This is a genomic window from Chitiniphilus eburneus (assembly GCF_005048205.1).
Lineage (GTDB): Bacteria > Pseudomonadota > Gammaproteobacteria > Burkholderiales > Chitinibacteraceae > Chitiniphilus > Chitiniphilus eburneus.
The window spans coordinates 1-5,876 of record NZ_SUMF01000059.1; the positions used below are offsets into that span (position 1 = coordinate 1).

General features: G+C 64.5%; 6 protein-coding genes. All 6 read left to right on the forward strand.

What is annotated here, in order from left to right:
- Window positions 1-362 precede the first annotated feature (362 nt).
- The 6 genes from FAZ21_RS19710 to FAZ21_RS19735 all read left to right on the forward strand — a co-directional run bounded on the left by FAZ21_RS19710 (window position 363) and on the right by FAZ21_RS19735 (window position 5,538).
- Window positions 363-1,394 (forward strand): RnfABCDGE type electron transport complex subunit D, encoded by a 1,032-nt coding sequence (locus FAZ21_RS19710; protein ID WP_136775141.1) that lies wholly within the window; start codon window positions 363-365, stop codon window positions 1,392-1,394.
- Complete coding sequence (gene rsxG / locus FAZ21_RS19715; RefSeq protein WP_136775142.1) at window positions 1,391-2,014, forward strand: electron transport complex subunit RsxG; 624 nt, start codon at window positions 1,391-1,393, stop codon at window positions 2,012-2,014. Before FAZ21_RS19710 ends, rsxG begins: the two co-directional genes overlap by 4 nt.
- On the forward strand, window positions 2,011-2,715 hold the full coding sequence (locus FAZ21_RS19720) for an electron transport complex subunit E (RefSeq protein ID WP_246038796.1): 705 nt from the start codon (window positions 2,011-2,013) through the stop codon (window positions 2,713-2,715). Before rsxG ends, FAZ21_RS19720 begins: the two co-directional genes overlap by 4 nt.
- A 237-nt stretch (window positions 2,716-2,952) precedes the next feature.
- Window positions 2,953-3,603, forward strand: a complete 651-nt coding sequence (gene nth / locus FAZ21_RS19725) for an endonuclease III (RefSeq protein WP_136775143.1) — start codon at window positions 2,953-2,955, stop codon at window positions 3,601-3,603.
- A gap of 448 nt (window positions 3,604-4,051) precedes the next feature.
- The gene (locus FAZ21_RS19730) at window positions 4,052-4,726 is read left to right on the forward strand and encodes a DUF2058 domain-containing protein (protein WP_136775144.1); all 675 of its coding nucleotides are present in this window, start codon (window positions 4,052-4,054) and stop codon (window positions 4,724-4,726) included.
- Between the two features lie 278 nt (window positions 4,727-5,004).
- Window positions 5,005-5,538: a GNAT family N-acetyltransferase gene (locus tag FAZ21_RS19735; protein WP_136775145.1), complete on the forward strand. Its 534-nt coding sequence runs from the start codon at window positions 5,005-5,007 to the stop codon at window positions 5,536-5,538.
- Window positions 5,539-5,876: the final 338 nt, after the last annotated feature.

A 5,876-nucleotide genomic window follows, 5' to 3' on the forward strand; every position in this document is an offset into this window, starting at 1 on the left:
ATGTTTCACGACAGCGTTCGGTGCAGTTCGGGATGCCGCGCCAGGAGCTGGACGCGCGGCGGTATGGATACCGCAAGCGGCCTGCGACGCCGCGCGGCGCCCGAAATGCACCGAACCCGAAGGCTGGGCCGAAAAAACACCATCCACTGCGTTGCACGCCTTGCCAATAACCGGTTATTGGCTGCGTCGTGCGCCTGGTGTCTGGCGCTTTTTCGGCCCAGCGCTGCCGCGAAACATTGGATGACACGCCCTAGCGTGGAGGCGCCCCGCGCGATGACCGTGCCCGACGGCGAAAGCCGCCGAGCGCGCGGGCCGGCTGTTTCCCCGCGTGCCTCAACCCCGATCCTTCACGGTAACTGACCATGCGTACTTCCCCTTTCCTGGTTCAGCCCACACCGTTGCAGATCGTCATGCTCAAGGTCGCCTGCGCGCTGCTGCCGGGCATCGCGCTCTACACATGGGCGTTCGGCGTCGGCGTGCTGGTGCAGATCGTACTGGCCACCGCCGCCGCGCTGGGTACCGAGGCCGCCTGCCTCAAGCTGCGCGGCTACCCGGTCAGGCCCTTCGTCACCGACGGCTCGGCCATCGTCACCGCCTGGCTGCTGGCGCTGGCGGTGCCGCCACTGGCGCCGTGGTGGATGGTGGTGCTGGCCACGGTGATCGCCATCGGGCTGGCCAAGCACCTGTATGGCGGGCTGGGGCAGAACACCTTCAATCCGGCGATGGTGGGCTTCGCGGTGCTGATCGTCTCATTCCCGGCGCAGATGTCGCGCTGGCCGGCGCCGTTCGGCCTGGGGCACGACGAACTGAATGCGCTGGCGCAGATCGCCTACATCTTCACCGGACAGTTGCCGGGCGCGCTGGGCTTCGACGCCATCGCCTCCGCCACGCCGCTCGATACCGTGCGCACCGCGCTGGGCCAGGCGCAATCGCTGCCTCAGATCATGACCGCGCCCATCTTCGGCGATGTCGGCGGCGCCGGGTCGGAGTGGGTGGTGCTCGGCTGGTTGCTGGGTGGCCTTTTCCTCTGGCAGCAAAAGCTGATCCCGTGGCAGTTGCCGGTGGGCTTCCTCGGCGCGCTGGCCGGGATGGCGGGCGCGTTCCACCTGGCGGACCCCGCCCACTACGCCGGGCCGCTGTTCCACCTGGGCACCGGCGCCGCGATGCTGGGCGCGTTCTTCATCGTCACCGATCCGGTCACCGCGCCGACCACGCCGCTGGGGCGCCTGCTCTACGCCGCGCTGGCCGGCATGCTGACCTACCTGATCCGCGTGTTCGGCAGCTATCCGGACGGCGTGGCCTTCGCCGTGCTGATCATGAACATCGCCACGCCGCTGATCGACCAGTTGACCCAGCCGGCGGTGTTCGGGCGCAAGCGGGGGAAAGCGGCATGAAGCACGCGGCCGCCAACAGCGTACGCGGGGCATTGACCCTGCTGGTATTCGCCCTGGTATTCACCGCGTTGATGTCCGGTACCTGGTGGCTGACCCGCGATATCGTGGCGCGTAACGAGCAGGCATCGCGCGTGGCGCTGCTGGCGCAGGTACTGCCCGCCTTCGACAACGACCTGCTGGCCGACGCCATCGTGCTGCCCGCCGCCGACGCGGCGCGCGTGGGCGGCGAGCGCGTCTATCCCGCGCGGCGCAACGGGCGGGTGGTGGCATTCGCCATCGAAGCCACAGCGCCCGATGGCTACAGCGGCGCGATCAGGCTGCTGGTCGGCGTCGATCGCGACGGGCGCGTGCGGGGTGTGCGCGTGATCGCCCACAAGGAGACACCGGGCCTGGGCGACTATATCGATGCCGCCAAATCCACCTGGAGCGATCAGTTCGACGGCAAATCGCTGGATCGCCCCGCCGCCAGCGCCTGGGCGGTGAAGAAGGACGGCGGCGCGTTCGACTATATGGCCGGCGCCACGGTCAGCCCGCGCGCGGTGGTGAAGGCAATGAAGCGCGCGCTGGAACTGGTACGCGAACAGCAGGCGCAGTGGATCGCGACGAAGGAGCAACAATGATGGATCGACAACAGGCGCGCGAAATCGCCGGCAACGGGCTATGGCGTCAGAACGCCGGGCTGGTGCAGATCCTGGGGTTGTGCCCGGTGCTGGTCATCTCCAGCAACATCGTCAACGGCGTATCGCTGGGGCTGGCCACCAGCCTGGTGATGCTGGTGTCGGGGGCCGCCGTCGCCGCGTTGCGCCAGTTCGTGCCCAACGAACTGCGCAGCCCCATCTTCATCCTGATCATCGCCGCGCTGGTCACGGTGGTGGACCTGATGCTGAATGCCTATGTGCATGGCCTGTACCTGGTGCTGGGCATCTTCATCCCGCTGATCACCACCAACTGCATCGTACTGGCGCGCGCCGAGGCATTCGCGTCGCGCAACGGCGTGGCGCAATCCGCGCTCGATGGCCTGATGATGGGCCTGGGGCTGACCGGCGTGCTGGCGGTGCTGGGCGCGCTGCGCGAACTGATCGGGCACGGCACCTTGCTGTCGGGCATCGACCTGGTGTTCGGCGCGGCGGCGGCGGACTGGGTGATCCACGTGATCCCGGCCGAAGCGCATTACCAGTTCCTGCTAGCCATCCTGCCGCCCGGCGCATTCTTCGGGCTGGCCTTCCTCATCGCCGGCAAGAGCGCGCTCGATCGCCGCGCGGCACGGCGGGTTGCGGGTCCCGAGGTAATGGCCGGCTCCACGACTGTTGGACGCGGTTGAACTTCCGCGTCGACAAGCCGCGTGGACATGCATGCCAGTGCGAGCGAAGCGAGGCTCCCTCTCACCCACCCCGCAAAGTCTTCGACTTGGCGGGGGCCCCGGGGCGGCGAGGGCGGGAGTGGGATCAATCGAGGATGAGTCGTGGCTTGCAGATCGCTCATGTTGTGCGTCCGGCCCTGCCGGGGCGCTTGATGAGGCAGAATTTTTCAATGGAAAAGGCAGTTTCCAGATAGGCTCATGAATAAAGAAACCCGCCGTACCTTCTACCAACGCCTGGCCGAACTGGAGCCGGCGCCGACCACCGAGCTGGAATACACCACGCCGTTCGAGTTGCTGACCGCCGTGCTGCTGTCCGCGCAGGCCACCGACGTGGGCGTCAACAAAGCCACGCGGCGACTGTTCCCGGTGGCGAACACGCCGGCGCAGATACTGGCATTGGGGCAGGAGGGCCTGGAAGCCTATATCGCCACCATCGGCCTCTATCGCAGCAAGGCCAAGCACCTGCTGGAAACCTGTCGCATGCTGATCGAGCGTCACGGCGGCGAGGTGCCGCGCGAGCGCGAGGCGCTGGAAGCGCTGCCCGGCGTGGGGCGCAAGACCGCCAATGTGGTGATGAACACGGCCTTCGGCGAGCCGACCATTGCGGTCGATACGCATATCTTCCGCGTCGCCAACCGCACCGGGCTTGCGCCGGGCAAGGACGTGCGCGCGGTCGAGGACAAGCTGCTCAAGGTGACGCCGCCCGAATTCCGCCACGACGCGCACCACTGGCTGATCCTGCACGGGCGCTACATCTGCAAGGCGCGCCGGCCCGAGTGCTGGCGCTGCGTGGTCAACGACGTATGCGATTACCGCCCGAAGGAACTGGTGCCGCCCAAGGGGCGCTAGCGCGAATCCACCTTCGCACGTGGCATGCGTTGGCTGTGGGCTGGGGGGCGCGAAGCACGGTGCCGCGAAGCGTTTTTCTCTGTGCACGCCGACACCGAGGAGGCCGCCCCGAGGACTGACCCGAACATAAGGACGAAGGCCGGGCGTTGCCGTGTTGTGCCGCGTTCGCGTCAGCAAGCCCCGCTACCAGCGGGGCTTTTGCTTGTTTTCCGCCTGTCTGGTGTTGTTGGGTGCTTGAAAAAACACGCATGCAAGTTTATCCTTTCTTCAATATGGTTTTGTAATCTGATTATAAAATTCGGTGGCGTTTCCGATGAATAGACGAATTGGATGGATTTGCTCGTTATTGCTAATAGTCGGGTTGTCTGGCTGCTACGACCCCTATGACATAAAGTTGCCGGGGGATGGCATTCTCACAGCGGGTGAGGTCGATTACATTGGAAATAGATTGAACGCGGCTGATCGGGCCACGTTCCGCCAATGGGCCGCACGTATGGAAAAGGGCGAATCCCTGGGTGGGGAGCTGACTGCGTGGACAGTCAAGGATGCGATATTCAATCAGCAGCGGTTTAACGTCATTCAGGCGGAAAAGGCCGCAGAAAGAAACAAGCAGGAGGCCGAGAAACAGGCCGTCATCGATGCGCAGAAAGAAGAAGAACGCCAGCGGGTTCTGGCTGCGGAACGCGACGCCGAGACTCGCTCGAAGATCGATGCCGCGATCCGCCAGCAATTTGCGGTGACCGTGGCGGGATACCGCTTCGAGCCATTGTTTGGTCGAAACGGCGTGGAGTATGCGCGGGAGTGGCATTTTGCCCTGGATTTATCCAATCACACCAAACGCGCGGTGGCCGGGTTTGCCGGATTGGTGACCATTTACGATGTTTTCAATAAAGAGCTGGGCACTTATCCGGTCAGGGTGGAGGAGGATATCGGCCCTCTGTCCAAGAAGAAGATTCTTGCCATCATGCCGCATAACAAGAACGATGCCGGGCATATACAGATGACGCGCTCATCCAGTTTGAGAGTTCAGTTCTTCTTCGAAAGCCTGGCGTTTTCCGATGGCCAGAACCTCGATATCGGCATCCTTGACGAACCCACCCACAGGCAGAAGGCCTCTTACTGATTGCAACGAGCCGGGTTGTGCGATGCTCGCTCCTGGTCCATGAATCGACCGGATGGGTTTGTTCCTGGCGCCCCGCATGAGCGGGGCGCTGTCGTTCGTACCTTCCAGGCCCTACCCACACCGGGCAACCACGCCGCGCGCCTGGCGACGAACCGTGCCGGGATAGGCTGTTGCAACGCGACACTGGGCGCACCCCCGGTGGATAGCCCGCCATCGTTGCCGGGCACCAATGCGGAGAAACGGCGCCTAATGCCCTTCCGAGCAAGCAGGAGCTTGTCATGTTATTGCGCAAGATCGACTGGCAGCACGACCACGTTGCGTTGCTGGATTTCGATGCTGGCTACAGCACCGAACTCATCTATCGGGTGGATACCGACGGCCTGAGCTTCGCCCTGTGCGAGCAGATGCTGAGCCAGCCGTTCCGTAAGTGCTACGACCTGGAAGAACTGGCCGACGACGTAGTCGATGCCGATTGCGCATGGCTGGTGGAGTCGCCCGCCGGCGGCATCGATGGCTTCGTCACCGCGCATTACGAAGCGTGGAACCGCAGCATGGAACTGACCGGGTTGTTCGTGCGCCCCGGCCGGCGCCGGCAGGGCCTGGGCCGGCTGCTGCTGGACAAGGTGGTCGATGTGGCGCTGGGCACGCCGGCGCGGCAGCTCTGGCTGGAAACGCAGAACACCAACCTGCCGGGGATTCGCTTCTACCTGTCGCGTGGCTTCACGGTCTGCGGGCTGGATACCTCGCTCTACGACCCGAACGAAGTCATGGAGGGCGAGGCGGCGGTGTTCATGGCGCGGCCGATAGGTTAGGGCATGTCATCCAATGTTTCACGACAGCGTTCGGTGCAGTTCGGGATGCCGTGCAAGGAGCTGGACGCGCGGCGGTATGGATACCGCAAGCGGCCGGCGACGCCGCGTGGCGCCCGAAATGCACCGAACCCGCAGGGCTGGGCCGAAAAAACACCATCCACTGCGTTGCACGCCTTGCCAATAACCGGTTATTGGCTGCGTCATGCGCCTGGTGGCTGGTGCTTTTTCGGCCCAGCGCTGCCGCGAAACATTGGATGACATGCCCTAGGTGTCGAGTTGCAATAGGTTGTTCCCGCCAAGCCTGGAGGCTGGAGGTTTTTGGCCGAGGGCTGAGTGTG